Below are 22377 nucleotides of genomic sequence, written 5' to 3' on the forward strand. Positions count from 1 at the left end.
AATATTAGCAAAAACCGCATTGCATAAAAAAACGACCATAAGACTAAGCCTCCTGCTAACCATGTTCTTAATATTAATATTTTGTTAGGATAATATTAAACGATTAAAACCTAATATAGTATAAAACATTAAATTTAAAAGCAATTGCAACACAATTACTTTCAAACTTTAGTTTATGTTATAAAATATTAAAAAAAATGATTTTTATCACATCCCATGAGTGAAGCCATAAAAATTTGCCTAAATTTGAATTGGGAATGCAACTGGGAGTAAAACAACGCAACAACAGGAATTGAATTTTAAAAACGGTTATTTACTATTTGCGTATGAGTTACTTGAAGTTTGACAAGGCTCAATTGGTTAACACCGAATATTCGCTAAAAAGAGAGTTTATTCGAACCAACCGAGCCGGTTCTTTTGCCAGTTCAACAATTATTAACTGCAACACACGAAAATACCATGGCTTGCTCATCTGCCCCATCGATAAATTTGGTGGCGATAACCATGTTTTACTTTCTTCACTCGACGAAACAATTATACAACATGGCTATGAGTTTAATCTGGGTATACATAAATACCCAGGGACATACGCACCTAATGGCCATAAATACGTTCGCGAATACGAAGTAGATCCCAATCCTGCAATCACCTATCGCGTTGGAGGTGTATTGTTGAGAAAAGAGCTATTACTGGTTGAAAAAGAGCAACGCATCCTGGTAAAATACACCCTGCTGGAAGCAAACTCTCCCACTACGATTCGTTTTCAACCATTTATTGCATTCCGTAATATACATGACCTAACGAGTGCAAATATGGTAGCCAATACGCGTGCCAATACAGTTGCCAATGGCGTTTCTGTTCGCCTCTATGATGGATTCCCGAAACTATACATGCAAACCTCACGTGAATCGGAATTTATACATGCACCCGACTGGTACTATGATATTGAATATACCGAAGAAAAAAATCGTGGCTATGCTTGCCATGAGGATTTATTTGTACCCGGCTACTTTGAAATGACAATCAAAAAGGGTGTGCCTATTATATTCTCAGCAGGTACAAGCGAGAGCACACCTAGCAGTCTGGTAAGGCAATTCAACAGCGAACTTAAAAAGCGTATAAAAAGAGATAGTTTTGAGAGTTGCCTGGATAATTCAGCTGAGCAGACCATTTCGAGAAAAGGGAAGCATGTGTCAATCATCAATGGTTTTCCATTTTTAAGCCACAGTGAACGGAACACCTATTTATCCATTCCGGGCCTTTGCCTGTCGCGTGGTGATGAAAAAACCTTTCTGGAAGTGTTGCAAACATCTGCCAAAACACTCCTTAACCGTTTTTCTCCTGATACCAACATCAACAAAGAAAAAACCTCTGTTGATGTGCCGCTATGGTTTTTCTGGACCCTTCAAAAATACATCGAATGGGGTGCTGATAAAAAAGAAGTTTGGCAGAAGTTTCGAAAAACAATTAAAACCATCCTTAGCCATTATAAACAAGGTTCTCACCTGGCTGTGGAACTACATAATAATGGTTTACTCTGGACCAGTCAAAAAGGAGTATCCTGGATGAAAGTAAGAAATAACGGTACCTTCCTGCAACAACGCATGGGCTACCTAGTTGAAGTTAATGCTCTTTGGTACAATGCAATTAGTTTTGCCTTAGAACTGGCAAATACCACTGGCGATAAAGCTTTTATAAAAGAATGGCAGGTTCTGCCTACACATATTAGAGACAGTTTTAACGCCGTATTCTGGACCGACGAAATGGGCTACCTGGCTGATTATGCCATTGAAGGTTATACAAGCTGGAGCACGCGCCCCAATATGCTGTTTGCCCTGTCGCTTCCCCACTCGTGTCTGAACACTGAGCAAAAGAAATCGATCCTTGATAAAGTTGAAAGAGATTTACTAACTCCCAGAGGACTTAGAACACTTTCGCCCAATAATCAGGATTACCTGGGTGTAATTTCGGGCAATGAGTATGAACGCAACCGGGCCTTCCACAACGGCTCAGTATTCCCGTGGCTGTTAGGACATTATGCCGAGGCTTATTTGAATTTATACAAAGAATCAGGCCTGTCCCATATAAAAAGAATACTTGAGGGATTTGAAGAATGCGTCAACGAACATGGCATTGGCTCCATCTCTCAAATCTATGATGGTAATCCGCCTCATAAGCCGAATGAAGCCACGTCATATGCCTTGAGTGTGGCTGAAATCATCAGAGTAGGTAATATGATTAAGAATGTATCAAAAGAAGTTGACGTATGAAAGTATTAATGTTTGGCTGGGAATTCCCCCCTCATATATCCGGTGGATTAGGTACTGCCTGTTATGGCTTAACCAAAGGGCTGTCGAAAATTGATGATTTGGACATCATATTTGTGGTGCCTAAGGCATACGGTGATGAAGATGAAAGTAAAATGAAGTTGGTTGGAGCGAACAATACACATATTAAACAGATACAGGAACATATTCGGAAGTTTAAAAGCAAGCATACCTACCTGGAAGTCGAATCGGAGCTTATACCATATAACGATCCGGATGAATATTACACTTTCAGAAACTCGAAGCTTTTTGGTAAGAATAAACTGTTTAAGGTGAATAGTGAAGGCAAACTAGAGTTTACAGGTAAATATGGTGCCAACCTGATTGAAGAGATCTATAAATATGCCTACGTAGCCTCCACTATTAGCATGGACAATGAACATGATATTATCCATGCGCATGATTGGTTATGCTATCCGGCAGGCATTGCAGCCAAGGAAGTATCGGGCAAGCCTCTCGTTGTGCATGTGCATGCAACAGACTTCGATCGCAGTGGAGGAAGCGTTAATCCTAAAGTATTTGAAATTGAAAAAATGGGTATGGATGCAGCCGATAAAATTATTGCTGTCAGCAACCTTACGCGCAATATTATTATCGAAAAATATGGTCAGGATCCATCTAAAGTTGAAACAGTTTACAATGCGGTAGAACCCGTTTCTTTTGAGCAAAAGCAAGCCAATAAAAAAGGCGTTAAAGAAAAAGTAGTCACGTTTTTGGGCCGTATTACCATGCAAAAAGGACCAGAGTACTTTGTTGAAGCAGCCAATGCCGTGTTAAAGCGAACCAACAATGTGAGATTTGTAATGGCTGGCAGCGGCGACATGCTTGAAAAAATGGTAGCCAGGGCAGCTCAGTTAGGCATCTCTGATCGGTTTCATTTCACGGGCTTCCTTAAAGGAGATGATGTATTTAAAATGTTTGAGATAAGTGATGTATATGTGATGCCATCAGTATCTGAGCCATTTGGCATTTCACCTTTAGAAGCCATGCAATCAAATGTACCGGTTATCATATCAAAGCAGTCGGGTGTATCAGAAATCCTCACCCATGCCATAAAAGTTGATTATTGGGATATTGACGCATTGGCCGATGCCATTTATGGCATCATTAAATACGACTCCCTATCGCGTGTTTTTAAAGAAAAGGGCAAAGAAGAGGTGGATAACCTTAAATGGACCAATGCTGCCCGCCACGTACACCAGGTATACAGTGCAGTGATTAACTAAATCCTTTAACTCTTAAACTAATAACAATGAAGTCTATTTGCTTATATTTCCAAATTCACCAACCCCTTAGATTGAGAAGATACCGTTTTTTCGATATTGGCAATGACCACTATTACTACGACGACTTTACCAATGAATCCATTATCAGTAAAATGGCAAAAGAATGTTATTTGCCAGCCAATAAAATACTACTTGATCTTATTAAGTCTAATAAGCAAAGTTTTAAGGTCAGCTTCTCCATCACAGGTGTCACTCTCGATCAGTTTGAAAGCTATGCTCCGGAAGTAATCGAAAGTTTTAAACAATTGGCAGAGACCGGTTGTGTGGAATTTCTGGCTGAGACGTATTCGCATTCACTGGCTGCACTCAAAGACCAGGATGAGTTTAAAGTGCAGGTTAAGTCTCATAGTCAGCGCATACAAGAGTTGTTCGGTCAGAAACCTAAAGTATTCAGAAACACAGAGCTAATCTATTCAGACGATATTGGAGCTGCGGTAGCCAGCCTGGGCTATAAAGGCATGATTACAGAAGGTGCCAAACATATATTGGGCTGGAAAAGCCCCAATTACCTGTATTGTAATGCTGTTAATCCCAAGCTAAAACTACTGATGCGCAATTATACACTCAGCGATGATATTGCTTTTCGCTTCTCGGTGCAAAGCTGGAATGAGTGGCCGCTAACAACAGAGAAATTTGTAAATTGGCTTGACCACCTTGACGAAAAAGAAGAGATAGTGAACGTATTTATGGACTATGAAACCTTTGGTGAGCATCAAAAAAAAGAATCAGGTATTTTTGAATTTCTTATCAACCTGCCTGCAGCCATTCTCAAGTCCGGTTCATATAAATTTATAACTCCATCAGATGCCATAAAAGAGTATCAACCTATTGCAGTGGCGCATGTTCCTCATGCTATCTCATGGGCCGATGAAGAACGTGACCTGTCGGCCTGGTTAGGTAATTCATTGCAGAATGAAGCATTTACCAAGCTCTATGAGTTAAAAAAAGATGTGGAGTCGCTTAATCATGAACGTATCAACAAAGACTGGAACTACCTGCAATGTAGCGATCATTTTTACTTCATGTGCACCAAGTTTTTCTCTGACGGTGACATGCATTCCTATTTCAATCCCTACAACTCACCATATGATGCATTCATCAATTACATGAATGTGCTCAGCGATTTTAAAATAAGGCTCGATGAGTTGAGAGAAAATGGAAAACCTGCCTTATCCATTGAAAATGAACTTCTCAAAAAAGACAGACTTATTAAGAAATATGAAACAGAGATAAAAAAATTAAAGAAAAAGATTTTATCGGATTAACAAAGTGAGCATGTATGCTTTACTTAACTTTTATAATAACCAATCATATAAAATGCGTATGAAAAAAATAAAGCCAACCCCGGATTTTATTTTTGAAGTCAGTTGGGAAGTATGTAACAAAGTAGGAGGAATTCATACGGTTATTTCTACAAAGTCATTATCACTGAAAGAAACTTTTAGGGATAATATTATATATATCGGACCTGATTTTAACTATAAAGAGCATAGCAATAAAGAGTTTAAAGAAGATAACAGCCTCTATCCTGAATGGAAACAAAAAGCCATTGAGCTGGGAATTCCTATTCGCATAGGTCGCTGGAAAATACCCGGTGAACCGCTCGTTATGCTCATTGATTTTAAGCCGCTATTAAAGAATAAAGATGCCTTTTATGCCAAAATGTGGGAGGTATATCGCCTTGAATCACTATATGGAGCAGATGATTACCACGAACCTGCCATATTTGGCTATGCCGCCGGTCAAATTATCGAAAGCTTTGTGAAAGAGCATTTCACTGTGCGTGAAAAGGTAGTAGCCCATTTCCATGAGTGGATGACTGGTGCCGGATGTTTATATATTGAACACCATATGCCCGAGATAGCCACCATTTTTACCACGCATGCCACCATGCTCGGCCGGGTATTGGCCAGTAATAACGAACCGCTTTACGACAAACTATACGAGTTCAATACCAAAGAAAAAACGAACCAATACAACGTATCGGCCAAATGTTCATTGGAGAAAAAAGCTGCACTGGCAGCCGACTGCCTGACAACTGTAAGCGAAATAACCTCCAAAGAGTGCAACCAGTTTTATGGTAAGCCGGTGGATGTGGTGCTGCCCAATGGTTTTGAAGATGACTTTGTGCCTGAAACAGACAGCCTGGTTGCCACACGTAAAACATCAAGAGAGCTGTTAAAAAATGTAGCCGAAGCTATGCTGGGCTATCAGCTGGCAGATGACACCCTTTTTCTGGGCACCGGCGGACGCTATGAGTTTAAGAACAAAGGACTTGATGTATTTTTAGATGTACTTTCCACTATTAATCATGATCGGGCACAAGAGCGCGAGCTTATCGCATTCTTTTTTATTCCGGCCGACCAACGCGGACCGCGTAAAGATCTGATTGAGCACCTGGCAAATAACAAAAAAGATACAGCGTTGGTGACACCGTTTATTACACATTACCTTGGTAATATTGATCATGATCCGATTCTGAATAAAATCAAAACACTTGGTTTTAGTAATCAGGCCAATGAAAAGGTTAAGGTATTATTTGTACCCACCTATCTCACCGGTCAAGATGGTATATTTAATAAATCATACTACGAGCTATTATGCGGACTCGATTTGTCTGTTTTCCCATCTTATTATGAACCATGGGGATATACGCCAATGGAAAGCATTGCGTTTGGCGTGCCTACCATCACCACCTCTTTGGCAGGTTTTGGCAACTGGGTAACACAAATTGAAGAAAACGGCAATGGTGGCGTGGAAGTCTTTCACCGCAATGATTCCAACACTGATGAATTGGTGCATAATATGGCCCATTACATCCAACACTTTAGCCAGCGCACCAACGATGAGTTATTCTCCTATCGTGAAAATGCTCACAGGATAGCTCAGAAAGCATTGTGGAAGAATTTCATAGGGTACTATTTTAAAGCTTACGAACTGGCCATCAAAAACAACATGAACAAAGGAACTGACAAACACGAAATAAAGCATCTGAAGGTGGCGAAAAGCAACCAGCTTCAATGGCGAAAACTGGTGGTTGAATCCAACCTTCCAGATGAACTCTCCGGCCTCGAGGAATTATCCAGAAACCTATGGTGGTGCTGGAACTATCAGGCCATTGAACTATTTAAATCCATCGACCCAGAACTATGGATAAAGGTGAAGCGTAATCCGATAGTACTCCTAAAATCCATTAGCAGTATCCGGCTCAATGAATTAGAGAATGATAAAGACTTCATATCGCGTTATCAGTCAGTATACAAAGATTTTAAAGACTACATGGCTGTTAGTCCTGACGAGAACCAACCACAAATAGCCTATTTCAGCATGGAATATGGTTTAAGTGACAATTTAAAGATATACTCAGGGGGCCTAGGTATACTGGCCGGCGACTATTTGAAGGAAGCCAGTGACTCTAATGTTAATATGATAGCCATTGGTTTCATGTATAAATTTGGCTATTTCACCCAACGCCTATCACTCAATGGCGAGCAGTTGGTAGAGCTGAATGCTCAAAAGTTTTCATTTCTGCCTATTGTACAAGTAAGGGACGAAGCCGGCGTGCCTAAAACAGTTCATTTCCACCTTGAAGGGCGTACTGTGAAAGCGCTTATCTGGGAGGTGAACGTTGGGCGTATCAAACTATACCTGCTTGATACTGATACCGACATGAACAATGAGCAAGACCGTGTGATTACACACCAATTGTATGGTGGAGACTGGGATAACCGAATTAAACAGGAAATACTTTTAGGTATTGGTGGAATCAGGGCATTAGACGAACTCAATGTAGAGCCAGATTTGTATCACTGTAATGAGGGCCATGCTGCACTCATCAATATTGAACGCTTACGCCAGCTAATAAGTGATGGTTATTCATACGATGAAGCGCTTGAAATTGTACGCGCCTCTTCTTTGTTTACCACCCACACGCCTGTTCCGGCCGGGCACGATACCTTTACGCCAGAGATGATACGCCACTACCTGTACTATATCCCTGAGGAACTGGGAATTAGCTGGGATAAATTTTTAGCATTGGGCAGGGCTAATCCACTCGATGCCAAAGAGAAATTCTCAATGAGTAATCTGGCTGCACACACCTCCGTTGCTATGAATGGTGTGAGCTGGCTACATGGTAAAATTTCGCAGGAAATGTTTAACAACCTATACGATGGCTACTTTGCTGAAGAGCTACACATAGGTTATGTCACCAATGGAGTACACTATCCAACCTGGACAGCAAAGGAATGGCGCACCTTGTACGAGAGTGAGTTTAAAGACGGATTCATTAACGACCAGTCGAATAAGAAGTACTGGCAGAAAATTCATGATATTCCTGATGAACGCATCTGGTCAATTAAAAACCAGCTTCGCAAGCAACTGATCGATTATACTAAGGAACGCTTCCATCGCAACTGGATTCGTCGATATGAGGACCCTAAAAGACTGGTGGAAATAATTGATTCCATTGATGAGAACACGCTTACGATTGGTTTTGCTCGCCGCTTTGCCACTTATAAAAGAGCACATCTGCTGTTTAGCGACATCGAACGTTTATCGCAAATACTGAACAATCCGGATAAACCTGTTCAGTTTATATTTGCAGGTAAGGCACACCCTGCAGATAAAGCTGGTCAGGATTTAATTAAACTAATTGTGGATGTTTCGCGCCGTCCGGAGTTTGTTGGTAAAATCCTCTTCCTCGAAAACTATGATATGGAGCTTGGTCAGAAACTGGTAAAAGGTGTTGACATTTGGATGAATACCCCTACCCGACCACTGGAAGCCTCCGGCACATCGGGCGAGAAAGCGGTGATGAACGGCGTTATGAACTTCAGTGTGCTTGACGGCTGGTGGCTGGAAGGATATCGCCAGGGAGCTGGCTGGGCCCTTACCGATAAACGCACCTATGAAAATCAAGACTTTCAGGATGAGCTGGATGCCCAAACCATCTATTCGATGCTTGAAAACGATATCATACCATTGTTTTATAAGCGCAACGGGCAAAACATTCCCAATGACTGGGTGAAATATATCAAAAATTGTATAGCCGAAATCGCACCGGATTACACCACCAAACGCATGATGGATGACTATAAGGAGCGATTCTACACGCCTATGTTTAACCGTGTTAGAAAAATTCGCCTGAACGACTACCAGATGGCAAAAGAACTAGCTGCTTGGAAACAAAAGGTATTGATGGCTTGGGATAAGATTGATGTGGTTTCGGTGGATGCACCTAGCACACCTAAACATAAATACCTGGCTGGCGAAGCCTATCATATGGAGGTAGCGCTTGACCTTAAAGAGCTGATTGATGAAAACATTTGTGTTGAATTGGTTATCCGCAACTCAGCCGAGAGTCAGGAAATTGGTCCTATCACCACGAAACGTTTTAAGCAGGTTCGAACAGTGGATACACTAGCGTTTTATGAACTCGATTTGGAACTTCAGGATCCAGGTATCTTTGATTTCGGATTCAGGGTATTTGCCTGCAATGAGTTATTACCTCATCGCCAGGATTTTAATTACGTCAAATGGATTTAACGGCAAAATTTACCTTATTAACGAAAAAGGAGTCTGGAAACGGACTCCTTTCTTTATGGAAAGCTTCAGGGAACTTGCTTACCTGTTCTTTTTGCTTAACAGTTGTTACATAGATCCCTATTTTGTTCGATTATTATTTAGTTAGCTTATGAACCCACATGAATTAAACCCAAACTAACTATAAAAGCCACCACTGAAATACACAATCCAATCACAAAAGTAATGTAGCCCATTCGAAGGTAGGTGTACTTTTTATTCAGAACTCGCCCAAGGTGGTATAAATCGCGCGTCAGGCTCTTATACAGGTAGTCTTTGTCTTTCATCAGCTCACTTACGCCCCACTCAAAATCGTTTTGCTCCATATTGTGGAAGTTACCAAAGAAAATAAGATTACCGCGCTTATTGCTGACATCATCCCGGGTCATCAGTCCATGAGTAGTGCGAGGGATAGTTGAAACAATGGAGATGATAATGGTGGCTACACTAAAACAGATTAACACCAAAGCTGGAATTAACAAATACGGATTGTTATCCAACTTTGGAAATAAAGCTGACAATACGATAGAAATAATAATACCATTAACACTAATAAGCGTATTGGCCTTGCTATCGGCTATTTGACTTAATGATAGATGATTACGAAGAGTCACCCGAAACATCGTTTCAACACCTTTATCAGGCTTTTCCGTTGTTTCCTTCTTCTTCTTTTCGGTATGTTTAATTAAATCTTCCCTTGTGTTAATCTCCATTTGCGACAATGCCACTAATCGCTCCCGGTTCTTAGCTTTCCCCTTTGTATAGTTTTCTTTGGCATAGGCAGTATAAAACTGCTGCTCATCAAAGAAGACGATACAATCGTCAATCCATTCCTTAGGCGTTTTTTTGGTACGGCCATTTATCTCATCAAACAAATTAAGAAACTGAACACGTATATAATCACGGTTTTTAAGGTGTGACAAATCGGCATCTTTAATAATCTGCTCATGTATATTGGCAGGCACATGCCCCAATTGAGTACTTAAAATCACACGCTCTACTAATTGAATCGATTCCTCAGGATAGTGCTTTTCTTCAAGTACTTCACGGACAAAGGCTGCCGAACGCTTTTCATGGCCTTCGATTTTTTCACAGGCTTTCACGTCATGAAACAATGCTGCCAATTGCAAACTTTCCAGCTCCTTTGCGTTTATCTCAGGGGTGGCAGCACCAATTTCACTTACCGAATGAAGCACATTGAGTGTATGTTCCCAGTTATGAAAGCTATGTTCGTTCTCCTGATAGTTTTTGATTTGCTCTTCTGCAATTGGCATACATTCTGTAACCAATAATGTCCATGGCTGCTCTGTCATTTTCTTATAGTTTTTGTCTTTTGCAAGTTAGCAACTAACTCATGCATATACTCTTGTGAGGTTAAGTTATTATTGCCTTCAACCAACTGATTATCTCCTTCAGAATTTATTATCCGGCCTTTTATCCCATCATTTAACTGATAACTGACTTGCTGAAGCAACAGATTTTGCACATCAGCATCCCATATGGGGAATGCAATTTCAATCCGCCCCGATAAATTGCGGGTCATCCAATCGGCCGAAGCGAGGTAAGTCTCTCTTTCTGAGAGGTGATAAATACGTGTGTGTTCCAGGTATTTGTCGATAACACTCACAATTTTCACATTCTTCTTTTGTGCTTTCGATAAGGGACAATAACAGCAGATTCCGCGCACAACCATTTGAAACTGCACGCCAACATCAGCTGCCTCTCGAATCAAATCTATCATCTCCGGATCTTCAAGGCTATTAAGCTTAACATGCAGAACCTGTTTCTCACCTGCTACCGCTTTCTCCATTGCACGACGAATGGCATTCGTCACTTTTTTTCTTAAAGTAAATGGTGCCACCAGTAAATGCTTAAAGTGCGGTTGATACTGCTCATCTTTTAAAAACTTAAAAACCTCATCTAAGTCTTTTGTGTATCGTTCATCACTGGTTAATATACCGTGATCGGCATATATCCTGGCTGTTTTCTCATTTAAATTACCAGTTCCCAGATAGGCATACGATTTTAAGATGCCTTTTTCACGCCGTTTAATCAGAAAGGCTTTCGCATGTACTTTCAAATTGGCGATCCCATATTTGACAACGGCTCCGGCTTGCTCCAGTCGTTCTCCCCAATAAATATTTGATTCTTCATCGAAACGGGCCAGCACTTCCGAAAATACAAACACCCGCTTGCCGTTTTTGGCAGCCCGCTCTAGTGCCAGGCCTATCTCTGAGGTTTTACTAACTCTATATAAGGTGGTACTAATCTCTTCAACACCATCATCTTCAGTAGCGAACTTTAAAAAATCAGTAACATAATTAAACGATTGATACGGATAACTCAAAAATACATCTTCATCACCGATGGCCTGATACCAATCACTACTGTTATCCAACTGACTACATGATTGTTGCTCTTCACTTTGGTAATACAGGTGTGTTCTATCCTCAAACACAGGAAACTCAAAAAAATCGTAATAATTGTGATAGGTTCCGCCGGCTATGAGGCTCGACATATCCAGATCTAGCTTTTTGCGTAAAGCATTAATATGCTTAAAGGGAATGTTTTCATTAAATAACAATCGACAAGGTAAGCCTGTATCACGCTTCTTGAGGCTCTTCTTAATCTTCTTTACAATGTTTTCGTCCTGCTCTTCGTCAATATACAATTCCGCGTCGCGCGATATTTTAAACGCATATACCTCTGCCCCGTGGCCCAATAGTTTGTGAATATTGTATCTGAAGATATCATCGATCTGCACTATTTTAGTGTACTGCTTATTTTCCTCCAGTGTAATAAACCTTCCCCAGTTGGTGTAATCCATCTCCAGCAGATATTGCCTGTTGCCGTCAATAACCAGTTGATAAATTGCCTGGTTTTTAAGATTCAAGGAGGCTTCATTGGTTACTTCAAGCAACTTAAACTCATCTTTAAAGTGTTCATCGTAGTACTTTTCAATCAGCTGCCGGTCAACCGCGTTAATGTGACCACATAAAAATAAAATTCCTGCGTCGGCTAAGCCCGGCACTATTTCGTTATAAAACAGTTTACCCAAATAGGTTTGCTGTTCGCTTACAATGGTATTTATCTGTTGTAAAATATACGATGGACGGTAGCCATATTTATTGCGCTTATCGCCCTTATACTTTTGTGCAAAACGATGACTGGCTACCCGCACTTTGTAAAACTCCTCCAAATTAGACGAGTAGATAGCGACAAATTTCAGGCGCTCCATCAGCGGAACATTTGGTGAGGCAATTTCCTGTAATATGCGGCCATTAAATGATAACCAACTTAAATCTCTGTCTATGTATTTCATTGATGCTTGAGATCTGTAGCCAACTTTTTATTTCGTAATTACTTCTTCATACGCCTTTGCATCTAACAAACCAGTGTCTGCACCTTTGAAATCTACTTCTATTCGCAGAGCTCTTAATCCGGATGCACCTTTTAGATCTTCCAGTTCTAAATCTTCTACCTTCCGGGTAATATAACCCTGGGCTTTCATAAAATCAAGGAAATGGCGATATTCTGCTATTTCATCGGCATGTGAATATACAATAGCAATTTTCCCCACTTGGGTTATGCGCTCATTGGAGCCTTTCACCAAGGCTTTATCAATGCGCTTTTTGGTAATCTCATAACGGATGTTGTAAGCCCCTGCCACATCAAATTTCTTCTCATCCTGCCTGAAGGCAATACTCAGCGGATTTGAGTGGACCAGTATCAATTGAGTAATATCCAGTTTAGTAGGTAATGAAGACTGCAGAGATCTGACCTCGCGCGCTACCTTCACCATTACCAGCAATTGCCACAGCCGCATATTCTTTAAATAGATATCGCTATATTCCATATCCTTCACCAGCGACTGTCCGATGTAGGCATTATATTCTATTCCATCGGTTCGGTACTTTTCAAAATAATGCGGATAGACTTTTTGTGCACTAAGCTGCTCTTTATCGATAATATCGCTCACCTTGTCGTTAATAAGCGTTAAACTATCTTCAAAATCTTTTCGCTTATCATATATAACGCCCAATTCAGGATCCAGCAAAGCCTCATATTCGGCTATTAAAGAACCCATCTCGGGGTACCTGCTTTTAAATAAATCTAAAACCGGCTTCACTTCTTTTTTCAGGAAATCGATGATAACCACCTCATCACCCGCCTTAAGACCCGAACCAACTGTTTTTAAATGCCGGCTAATTGTGTAGCGCAAATCATTCATCAATGGCACATCTGCCACCTCCCGGTCATTCTCCAGAATTTGTTTAGCAGCTTTTAACTGCGTTTTTAAATCCGCACGAATGGCTTCATTACGTTCTAACGATGAGCCACGGATATCTGAAGCGCCATAAATAGGTACAACATTTGGAAAAACAATGTCTTCGTTCTTCGCATTATCAATCGACTCATCATTATTTATCAATTGCGCAGCGGCCTCTCTGAAGCGCCACTCTACTGTTGGGTGAATAGCCGTATATTCTTCCTGAATGACTGACCGCACCATGTCATTCCAATCTTCCTTTGAACGTTTCATGGCCAAAGCAAAAATGGGAAATAAGTCATGAAGCAACTTTAATTGAATCATGGTGATACTGCCTGGTTTTTTACACCCAAACTCGAGCATGCCCATAATCTCACCTTCATGCAATAAAGGCACTATTGCGTGACTACGGATACCATACTTCAGTAGTTTTTCAACAAGCACATTCTTCTCAAGTTGCGCAATATCTGAAGTCAATACTATCTGCTTTTTATTAAGTGCCTTCTCATAAATTGTACCCTTATAGCTAAAGCAGTCCAATTCTTCACGCGGTATTATCGTATTCCAGATGAACTGCTGATTCAAGTTGGTTTCAAAACCATAATTGGCTGCCATACCAAACTCAGCTTCCGGATTTTCAATTAAGGTTCTGATTTTATCTTTTATTCTCAAATAACCTTCTTTTGACAAGACAGTTTCTTTTTTCAATAAATCAGATTTTAGCTTAGAAATCGTGTGGTCACGTGTTACATCATGATACTGAAATTGTATCAAGCCTCTGAATTCAAACTCATCAAGTGGAATTAGTTTATTCCATAGATCCAAATCATGATCATTATCCAAAAGCACTTTGAGATCTTCAGCCGACAATTCTTTCATTTTCCCTGTTGTTCGTATCTCAAGGAAACGTGAATTGAAGCGCTTATTAAAAAACTTAACGATACCGGTGTCTTTATTCGTCATTTTTAAAGTAAAAGGTAAATCAACCGGAATATCCACCTTGTAATAGCGCTCCAGAATGATAAAATAGGCTTGATACAAAATGGTGACCAACAAAAGATTATCGTCTAATTCCATTTCATCTTCTTTGGCCAGTCCCATAATACGATTGCCCTCACCCAAAATTCGCTTAAAGGCACTGGTTGAATAAAATTCACTATTGGGCTCAAATGGTTTCCAGGCTGCACTTAGCTCAAGGTCATCCTGCAAGGGATTAAATGCAAAACTCATCAATTGCTTAACCAGTTCAGGATACTTATCCAGCGTGGTCTGTGAAACACTATCTGCTTTTAATTCTGGTGCATGGTCGAGCTTTTTCAGTAGTTCAACTGCCATATAGCTCATTACATGCGAATGCTCAACACTCATCTTTTCAATTTCCTTTATCAATAACTGAAAGCTGAGCTTCGTTTTAAATGGAATATTACACAAACTGCAATTTACCTTTATATAATCTTTGTCTATCATCTCCCCAATTTTGTACCAAATATCTGCACTCAAACAAACCTTTTCAACTAAATATGCATAAAGCAGTCAAATGCTTGATTAAAACCTAATCTTTAGACAATAAAACAGTTAATACCTTAATTTAGTTGACTGGTCAATTGACACATTCCATTAGTTGCTTTGATTACAAAGCATACGTTTCCTGCATCACAAAAACGTTAGCAGTTCAGTTAATTTAAGCCTATTTACTATCTTTGGTGGCTGATATAAAGTTGGGATGTGAAAAAAGAACTAGAAGCAGTTATTGACCAGGAGGAGTTTGACTCCATCGTACTATATTGCTTGCCAAATCAGGCTACTTGCCATATTTTACTGGGCACAAGCGAGAAAGTAATCAATGGCATCAATAGTCTTCACCTTAAAAGTGACGGTTTTGTATTTGAACCCTTTGATAATACAACATCAAATGGGCTATTTATTGATAACCTCTTTGAAGCCTCCTTCGAGAAACTATCCGGTGCGCATAAGGCGTTAATCAGTCCGCTTTTTAATATTGCCCCATCTACTGAGGCTATTTATGAAGATACTTATGAGACCTATCTGCAGCACTTCAACACCATGCATCAGGCTCTTAAAGATGGAAAGCTATCGAAGGTTATACTGTCGCGCGCACTTAAAGGACCAGCCGTTCAGAACAACCAGATTCCTGACATTTTTGAAACCTTAACTGAAAAGTATCCGCACGCTTTTGTGTACGCCATCAGCACACCCTCTGGTGGTACCTGGATAGGTGCCGGACCTGAGTTATTGCTGAAACACGAGAATACCCAACTATCAACCGTTTCTTTGGCAGGTACACTTCCCAACAACGACCAATTTAAATGGACAGCCAAAGAAATAACCGAACAGCAACTGGTAACCGAATACATCGAAAACGTGCTGGTTCATCATCAGGCCGATAACATTGAATACAGCAATGCTGAGACCATTAGCGCAGGTCAAGTAAAACACCTGCGTACAAATTTTCATTTTGAAATGGGTGAAATCAACGGTAACCATGTGGGCCTGTTATATGATTTGCATCCTACCCCAGCTGTATGCGGGCTGCCCAAAGAACATGCTTACCAGTTGATTATTAATACCGAAGAACACGATCGCCAATACTATTCGGGGTTTCTGGGTCCCATAAAAGATGGCAATTATGAGTTTTACGTTAATATTCGTTGCCTAAAACTAACCAATACTGAGTCAGTTCTATATATTGGCGGAGGACTGACCATCGAAAGTGAAGCCGAAAAAGAGTGGCAAGAAACAGCTCTTAAAGCACAAACACTCTTGTCGGTTTTAAAAAATATTTAACCTTTGTATACTTATGAATAAAGCAGTTTCGGATAAGAAAGTTGTTAAAACACTTGTTGATATATGTTTGTCGGAGGGACTGAGAGAAGTCGTCATTTCTCCTGGTTCACGCAACGCCCCCCTGACACTCACCTTTTGCGCCAACCCAGAGTTTGAATGTTTCAGTGTTGTTGATGAACGCAGTGCCGGCTTTTTTGCCCTGGGCATAGCTCAACAAACAGGCCGACCAGTTGCTTTGGTTTGCACCAGTGGTTCGGCCCTGCTTAATTACGCACCGGCAATTTCGGAGGCCTATTATCAAAACATACCACTGGTAGTTATTAGTGCTGATCGCCCTCAGGAATGGATTGATCAAGCCGATGGCCAGACAATTCGCCAGGTAGGCGCCCTGGATAACATCGTTAAATACAGCTGCCAGCTACCCACATCTAAAAATGCTAGCAACTGGTATGTGAACCGCCTCATAAGCGAAGCATTCTATCAGTGCCAGCACAAAATGGCAGGTCCGGTACATATTAATGTACCGTTAGCCGAACCCTTGTATGGTAAAACGGTGCATCCCGAAGAGAAGCAAAGACGCATCAAGCAGGTGGTATCATCCAGCTCTGTTTCGGCAGAAGCGATGCAGCAGTTGAGTGAAGACTGGCTGAAACACGATAAAATACTGATTGTAGCCGGCCTGAATAAACCGAATGGCCGAATGCAACAAGCACTGCGCCAGCTCTCTGAGATGGAACAGGTAGTGGTGCTAACCGAAACCACCTCCAACATTAACGGTGAATCAATTATTACAGGTATTGATAAAGTGGTGTCCACCATTACCGAAGAGGAAGTACATTTCTTTAAACCATCGCTGCTGATAACCTTCGATGGCGCCGTGGTATCTAAAATGATTAAAAAGTTTCTGCGCGATTATCAGGCAAAAGAGCAATGGCATATAAGCGTGTCCAACCACCATATGGATACCTACCAGCAGCTGACGACTTCTATTGAAGCCGAACCTGCTGATTTTCTGGAAGACTTATTACCCAAGGTAACATCCATTAAAAGCCGCTACCGCACCACCTGGTTAAACAGGGCTGAACGCTCGGACAAACACCATGAAGAATACCTGGCCAAAAACGGCTGGAACGATTTAAAAGCTATTGCGCATATTGCCAGTGCTTTGCCAGAGAAGTGGCAGGTTCAGTGGGGCAATAGTTCAGCCATTCGTTATGCCCAACTTTTCAAGGAGTTTTACAACGAGGACACCTACTGCAACAGGGGAACAAGTGGTATTGATGGCAGCCTTAGTACTGCCGTTGGTGCCAGCTACATCAGCCAGAAACCAACCTTGCTGGTGGTAGGCGACCTTTCCTTCCTGTACGACAGTAACGGACTGTGGAACAACTATCTACAGTCTAACCTCCGCATTATTATCATTAACAACGGAGGCGGTGGCATCTTCCGCTTTATCCCTGGCCCCTCTGACTCGGAGGAGCTAGAGACCTATTTTGAGGCTGCACACCAACTCAACATGCAGCCATTGGCCGAAATGTATGGCCTGAAATATTTAAGAGCAGATAACGAGGAAGCGATGAACGATTGTTTGACACAATTGTTTTCTGAGAGTGACAAACCAATTATATTAGAAGTTAAAACACCTGCCAAAGAAAATGCCGGTGTGCTAAAATCTTATTTTAAACGCTTAAAAGAAGAATTATGAGCCAACGCAACTGGACTTCTGTAAAAGAATACGAAGATATTAAGTTTGATTTTTTTGAGGGTATAGGAAAGATTACCATCAATCGTCCAAGAGTATACAATGCCTTTCGCCCCAAAACGGTGCTGGAGCTGATTGATGCTTTTGACATTTGCCGCGAGCGCCAGGATATCGGCGTTATTGTATTAACCGGCGAAGGCGATAAAGCATTTTGTTCGGGAGGTGACCAGAATGTAAAAGGACACGGTGGTTACATTGATGAAGGTGGCGTACCCCGCCTGAATGTATTGGACTTACATAAACGCATCCGCTCACTACCTAAGCCGGTGGTGGCCATGGTTAATGGCTATGCAATTGGAGGCGGACACGTGCTGCACGTGGTGTGCGACCTTACCATCGCTTCAGAGAATGCAATTTTCGGACAGAGCGGACCTAAAGTAGGTAGCTTTGACGGTGGCTTTGGCTCGTCCTATCTGGCGCGACACGTAGGACAAAAGAAAGCGCGTGAGATTTGGTTCCTGTGCAAACAATACTCGGCCAAAGAAGCAGAAGACATGGGACTGGTTAATACTGTTGTTCCGTTTGAGCAATTGGAAGACACCACTGTAGAATGGTGTAAAATTATGCTGCAACGCAGCCCTATGGCTTTACGCATGATTAAGCGTGGATTGAACGCCGAATTAGATGGACAGACAGGTATTATGGAAATGGCCGGTGATGCCACGCTTATGTTTTACCTGATGGAAGAGGCTCAGGAAGGTCGTAACGCATTCCTTGAAAAAAGAGATCCTGACTTCCAGCAATTCCCTAAATTTCCTTAATCATTAACGAAAAAATAGATTAGCGCCCGTTGGTCATATCCGGCGGGCATTTTTATTTAATGAAGTTTCATTTATTGGACTAATCAGTTAAGGCTTACAAGATATACTCTTTGGTAATCCAGATGCTAAAGGCCAAAACAACCAGTACAATAATAGTACTACCGGCTATTTTATTGATCCAAAACAGACGACGCAGGTTGATTTTTGAGCGAAACATATTAACCAGCGAGCTCAATATTAACCACCAGCTGGCAGCACCCACCATCACACCTCCGATAAGTAATAAATTGTCAATCAAGGTGTTTTCGGAGCCTACCACCCTGAAACCAGCAAAAAATGCCAAGAAGAGAAACACAGCCAGTGGATTGGCTACTGTTAGGGCAAAAGTCGAGAAGAAATCCTGCAGCAAACTGGTTGTCTTACGCTTCTGGCGCCTTAGTTGTATGGCCGGATTGGTATTAAATATTTTGAGTCCTAATGAAATAAGAATAATAACACCAAATATCTGTATCCACAATAGTTGTGACTCAATGAATCCCACAATAAATGACAGACTAAAACCAGCAATGATGGCATATATTGTATCCGATAAGGCAGCACCTAACCCAGACACAAATCCCGATAAATGTCCTTTATTAAGCGTACGTTGCACCACCAACACTCCAATAGGCCCTAGCGGTATGGAAGCCGAAACACCTATTATTATACCATCAACTATATTTCCTAGAGTCATTCAAGCCTTTTTTTTGAACCTGTCATGTACCTTACATTAAGTTATGATTGAATTATAAGAATGTCAGGTTTCTTCCTTCTTTTAATGCAAAAGTCTCGCAAAATTATAAAAACCTTTTCAGATAAGGCAGGGATAAATTAGATAATAATGTATAAATATTAAATATGTCCCTTTGCCGGGTACAAGTACTACATGTTAACATTACATTTACCCACCTAAAAACCACCAATCACATAAAACACTCACAACAACTGCCTTAGCAAATTCAGCACAAAAACACACCACAATCAAGACAAATTAACTAATGATGATCTAAATACATCCAGCAAACGGGCGACAATTAATAGTATTACACTGATATAAAAGTTACTATTGCAACACCTCTCCCACTTGAAATAACATTAAGAATGATTTAACTTGAACGAAATTAACACAAACTTAACATTCGCTTAAAATTAAATCAATCTCATACTGCACCCATCTAAGTATGTTTGCCTCGCGAAAAAGAACAACAAATAACATTTTCTGATGGAAAACATTTATTTAATTCTGGTCATCGTGCTTTTTGCACTGGCCATTTCTGACCTAATCGTTGGCGTAAGTAACGATGCTGTGAATTTCCTTAACTCGGCAATTGGAGCAAAAGCAGCGCCATACAAGTACATCATGATTGTAGCCGCTCTGGGTATCCTGTTTGGAGCTACCTTTTCAAGCGGTATGATGGAAGTAGCCCGTAAGGGTATTTTTAACCCGCAGTATTTCGTCTTCTCGGAGATCATGGTCATATTCCTGGCCGTTATGATAACCGACGTGATATTGCTTGATGTGTTCAATACCTTTGGTATGCCCACCTCTACCACCGTGTCGATTGTATTTGAGATACTGGGAGCAGCCGTGGCAGTAGCCATTATTAAGGTGTCAAACAACCCTGATATGAATCTTAGTGAGTACATTAACACAGCTAAGGCATTAGGTATTATATCGGGCATTCTACTTTCAGTTGTCATTTCATTCAGTGTTGGTGCACTGGTTCAATATGTTACCCGCCTTATATTTTCGTTTGATTATGACAAGCGCCTGAATTATTTCGGTGCTATCTGGGGCGGCATTGCCATTACAGCTATTACTTACTTTATCCTGATTAAAGGTGCCAAAGGTGCTTCTTTTATGGATTCGGCCACCAAAGACTGGATTAAGTCTAACGGCCTAACAATTATAGCCATTAGCATGGTAGCCTGGACCCTGTTACTTCAAATTCTAAAACTGGTATTTAAGGTAGATATCCTGAAAATAATTGTACTAACAGGTACTTTTGCACTGGCCATGGCTTTTGCCGGCAACGACCTTGTTAACTTTATTGGAGTGCCATTAGCTGGTTTCGAGTCATTCAAAATATTTGCTGCTTCGGGCGATGTTAATACCAGCATGGAAGCGCTGGCCGGTAAGGTAAGTACTCCAACCTACATGCTGATTATAGCTGGTATAGTAATGGTTATAACACTTTGGACTTCGAAGAAAGCTAAAGCTGTTGTAAAAACATCACTAGACTTAAGCCGCCAACAGGAAGGTGACGAACGTTTTGGTTCTTCATATTTTGCCCGTTCGCTGGTGCGTGCTTCTATCAATGCATCAAACGCTGTTAATGCAGTTATTCCGGCAGCTATTAGCAGAGGCATCAGTAAACAGTTTGACTCTACTAATTACGAAGAACGCAGAAAGAAACTGGGTAACGATGCTCCGGCCTTTGATATGCTGCGTGCCTCTGTTAACCTGGTTGTGGCAAGTATCCTTATTTCCATTGCCACCAATATGAAACTGCCACTTTCTACCACCTATGTAACATTTATGGTGGCTATGGGTAGTTCACTGGCCGATCGTGCCTGGGGACGCGAAAGTGCTGTTTACCGCATCACCGGTGTACTTTCGGTTATCGGAGGATGGTTCTTCACTGCTTTGTCAGCATTCACAGTAGCATTTGTAATGGCTTTACTAATCAGCACCATCGGTATTTGGTTTGTGGCTGTATTGGTTACCATCGCAATCTATGTAATATTCCGCACACACATTATTCATAAGAAAAACACTGAGACAGAAGTTGAGATTGACGAGTTTGAGATTGAAGAAGTGAATGGCGAAATACACGTTGATAAGGTACTTGAAAAATGCCGATACAGTGTAACCGATATTCTGAAGAAGATTTCACAACTATATGCCCAAGCAATTCACGACTTTGAAGCAGAAGACCGCCGTAGTCTGAAAGAAATCAACAAAGAGGTTAAAACCATCAACAAAAAAGCCAAAAAGCTGAAGAGTAATGTTTACCCAACAGTTAAAAAGCTTCAGGAACAATCTGTTGACTCAAGCCTGTATTACATTCAGGTAGTTGATTACCTCAGGGAAGTAGCTCACTGTCTGTCTTACATTACTGAGCCAGCATACGATCACCTAGATAATAACCACAAGGTGTATTCACCTGAGCAATTTGAAGAGTTGAATGGCATACGTTCTGATGTACAGGATTTCATGGCCAAGTCAATTAAAATCATTACTCAAGGCGACTATGGTCAGTTAGAAGAACTTATTGAAGAGCAGCAAAACATTTTTGCCAAAATGCGTGACAACCGTAAGAAACAACTGAAACGCATTAAAAATGAGAAAGCCGGCACAAAAGTAAGCTTGCTGTACTTAAATGCATTACACGAAACGCAGAATTTAATGCTGCACCTGGTTAACCTGGTAAAAGCACAACGCGACTTCGTTGACTATCAATCAAAGTAATTTAGACTAATACTATAAAGAGCTGCCGCAAGAATTAACTTGTGGCAGCTTTTTTTTTGCCCTGGATTCTGG

General features: G+C 40.9%; 12 protein-coding genes. 8 read left to right on the plus strand and 4 right to left on the minus strand.

The window, feature by feature from the left end:
- The first annotated feature begins 326 nt into the window (after window positions 1-326).
- From KEM09_RS06540 to glgP, 4 genes are read left to right on the plus strand one after another with little or no spacing between them, the layout of a single operon-like run.
- The gene (locus KEM09_RS06540) at window positions 327-2270 is read left to right on the plus strand and encodes a glycogen debranching enzyme N-terminal domain-containing protein (protein WP_212226966.1); all 1944 of its coding nucleotides are present in this window, start codon (window positions 327-329) and stop codon (window positions 2268-2270) included.
- Window positions 2267-3553, plus strand: a complete 1287-nt coding sequence (locus KEM09_RS06545) for a glycosyltransferase family 4 protein (RefSeq protein ID WP_212226968.1) — start codon at window positions 2267-2269, stop codon at window positions 3551-3553. Before KEM09_RS06540 ends, KEM09_RS06545 begins: the two co-directional genes overlap by 4 nt.
- A 26-nt stretch (window positions 3554-3579) precedes the next feature.
- Window positions 3580-4878, plus strand: a complete 1299-nt coding sequence (locus tag KEM09_RS06550) for a glycoside hydrolase family 57 protein (protein ID WP_212226970.1) — start codon at window positions 3580-3582, stop codon at window positions 4876-4878.
- A 58-nt stretch (window positions 4879-4936) separates the two neighbouring features.
- Window positions 4937-9160, plus strand: coding sequence for an alpha-glucan family phosphorylase (gene glgP / locus KEM09_RS06555; RefSeq protein ID WP_212226972.1), 4224 nt, complete (start codon window positions 4937-4939; stop codon window positions 9158-9160).
- 146 nt (window positions 9161-9306) lie between these two features.
- On the opposite strand, the gene KEM09_RS06560 is transcribed toward glgP, so the two are convergent.
- From KEM09_RS06560 to KEM09_RS06570, 3 genes are read right to left on the minus strand one after another with little or no spacing between them, the layout of a single operon-like run.
- Entirely contained in the window at window positions 9307-10509 is a 1203-nt protein-coding gene (locus KEM09_RS06560; RefSeq protein ID WP_212226974.1) for a Pycsar system effector family protein, read from the minus strand.
- Window positions 10506-12518: a polyphosphate kinase 1 gene (gene ppk1 / locus KEM09_RS06565; RefSeq protein ID WP_212226976.1), complete on the minus strand. Its 2013-nt coding sequence runs from the start codon at window positions 12516-12518 to the stop codon at window positions 10506-10508. The genes KEM09_RS06560 and ppk1 overlap by 4 nt, the downstream gene beginning before the upstream one ends.
- 27 nt (window positions 12519-12545) lie before the next feature.
- Entirely contained in the window at window positions 12546-14933 is a 2388-nt protein-coding gene (locus tag KEM09_RS06570; RefSeq protein WP_212226978.1) for a GAF domain-containing protein, read from the minus strand.
- A gap of 258 nt (window positions 14934-15191) precedes the next feature.
- Between KEM09_RS06570 and KEM09_RS06575 the strand changes: the two genes are divergently transcribed.
- From KEM09_RS06575 to menB, 3 genes are read left to right on the plus strand one after another with little or no spacing between them, the layout of a single operon-like run.
- Window positions 15192-16271, plus strand: coding sequence for an isochorismate synthase (locus KEM09_RS06575; protein ID WP_212226980.1), 1080 nt, complete (start codon window positions 15192-15194; stop codon window positions 16269-16271).
- A gap of 13 nt (window positions 16272-16284) precedes the next feature.
- Entirely contained in the window at window positions 16285-17976 is a 1692-nt protein-coding gene (menD, locus tag KEM09_RS06580; protein ID WP_212226982.1) for a 2-succinyl-5-enolpyruvyl-6-hydroxy-3-cyclohexene-1-carboxylic-acid synthase, read from the plus strand.
- Complete coding sequence (gene menB / locus KEM09_RS06585; protein ID WP_212188560.1) at window positions 17973-18794, plus strand: 1,4-dihydroxy-2-naphthoyl-CoA synthase; 822 nt, start codon at window positions 17973-17975, stop codon at window positions 18792-18794. Before menD ends, menB begins: the two co-directional genes overlap by 4 nt.
- Window positions 18795-18888: 94 nt before the next feature.
- Here menB and KEM09_RS06590 read toward each other — a convergent pair whose 3' ends face one another.
- Window positions 18889-19527 carry a LysE family translocator gene (locus KEM09_RS06590; protein WP_212226984.1) on the minus strand — a complete coding sequence of 213 codons (639 nt, stop codon included), beginning with the start codon at window positions 19525-19527 and terminating at the stop codon, window positions 18889-18891.
- A gap of 528 nt (window positions 19528-20055) precedes the next feature.
- On the opposite strand from KEM09_RS06590, the gene KEM09_RS06595 reads away from it, so the two are divergent.
- Entirely contained in the window at window positions 20056-22305 is a 2250-nt protein-coding gene (locus KEM09_RS06595) for an inorganic phosphate transporter (protein ID WP_212226986.1), read from the plus strand.
- The last annotated feature ends 72 nt before the right edge of the window (window positions 22306-22377 follow it).

The sequence above is a fragment of the Carboxylicivirga mesophila genome (assembly GCF_018271975.1).
Taxonomy (GTDB): domain Bacteria; phylum Bacteroidota; class Bacteroidia; order Bacteroidales; family Marinilabiliaceae; genus Carboxylicivirga; species Carboxylicivirga mesophila.

Coding starts and splice junctions, on each gene's coding strand:
- KEM09_RS06590 (WP_212226984.1), bottom strand. CDS start 19,527: ATGACTCTAGGAAATATAGTTGATGGTATAATAATAGGTGTTTCGGCT.
- KEM09_RS06545 (WP_212226968.1), top strand. CDS start 2,267: ATGAAAGTATTAATGTTTGGCTGGGAATTCCCCCCTCATATATCCGGT.
- KEM09_RS06550 (WP_212226970.1), top strand. CDS start 3,580: ATGAAGTCTATTTGCTTATATTTCCAAATTCACCAACCCCTTAGATTG.
- KEM09_RS06540 (WP_212226966.1), top strand. CDS start 327: ATGAGTTACTTGAAGTTTGACAAGGCTCAATTGGTTAACACCGAATAT.
- menB (WP_212188560.1), top strand. CDS start 17,973: ATGAGCCAACGCAACTGGACTTCTGTAAAAGAATACGAAGATATTAAG.
- KEM09_RS06570 (WP_212226978.1), bottom strand. CDS start 14,933: ATGATAGACAAAGATTATATAAAGGTAAATTGCAGTTTGTGTAATATT.
- glgP (WP_212226972.1), top strand. CDS start 4,937: ATGAAAAAAATAAAGCCAACCCCGGATTTTATTTTTGAAGTCAGTTGG.
- ppk1 (WP_212226976.1), bottom strand. CDS start 12,518: ATGAAATACATAGACAGAGATTTAAGTTGGTTATCATTTAATGGCCGC.
- KEM09_RS06595 (WP_212226986.1), top strand. CDS start 20,056: ATGGAAAACATTTATTTAATTCTGGTCATCGTGCTTTTTGCACTGGCC.
- menD (WP_212226982.1), top strand. CDS start 16,285: ATGAATAAAGCAGTTTCGGATAAGAAAGTTGTTAAAACACTTGTTGAT.
- KEM09_RS06560 (WP_212226974.1), bottom strand. CDS start 10,509: ATGACAGAGCAGCCATGGACATTATTGGTTACAGAATGTATGCCAATT.